Raw genomic sequence first — 632 nt, forward strand, 5'->3', positions numbered from 1 at the left:
GGCGGGGGGCGGGGGCGTTGTCCTTGGCCGTCTTCTTGTGGCGGCCGTGCGCGGCCGGGGCCGTGTCCACGGCCGTGATGGAACGGCCGCGCCTGCGGCGCGCGACCTCGCCCTTGCGCCGCACGATCGGGAGCCGCTGCTGGTCGGCGGCCGGGGGCTCCGGCAGGGCGGGCGGCACCGTGAGGGTGCGGCCGCCGGGATCCGGCTCCGGCGCCGAGCGGATCAGGGAGCGCAGCCAGCCGCGGAGCTCTTCGAACTCCGGGCGCTCGGCCGGGTCCTTGCGCATCAGCGACTCGACCACGGGGCGCAGTGCGCCGCACTCCTCGGCGAACGCGGGCGGCTCCGCGCACACGATGCGGACCAGCTCGGCCGCGCTGTCCTCCGGGTAAGGAGCGTGTCCCTGCACGACGCGGAAGAGCAGGGCCCCGAGCGCCCACAGGTCGGCCGCCGGGCCGACGGGAGGCGCGAGCTGCCAGCTCTCCTGAACGGGCCACGCCTGCTCCGGCGCCCACCGTTCGGTGACGGCCCCGACGACGACCATCCGGGCCTGCCGGGCCCGCTCGGCGACGAGACCGCTCGCGGGCTGCCCGGCGGTACCCCAAGCGGCGGGGGAAGGGCGGGGGGTGGAGTGG

1 pseudogene is annotated in these 632 nt (G+C 77.8%); it reads right to left on the reverse strand.

The features are described 5' to 3' along the window. Positions 1–632, reverse strand: a pseudogene (locus ACSNOG_RS32885) (protein kinase); the annotation flags it as partial.

This window comes from Streptomyces sp. URMC 124, from assembly GCF_051386455.1.
Taxonomy (GTDB): Bacteria; Actinomycetota; Actinomycetes; order Streptomycetales; family Streptomycetaceae; genus Streptomyces.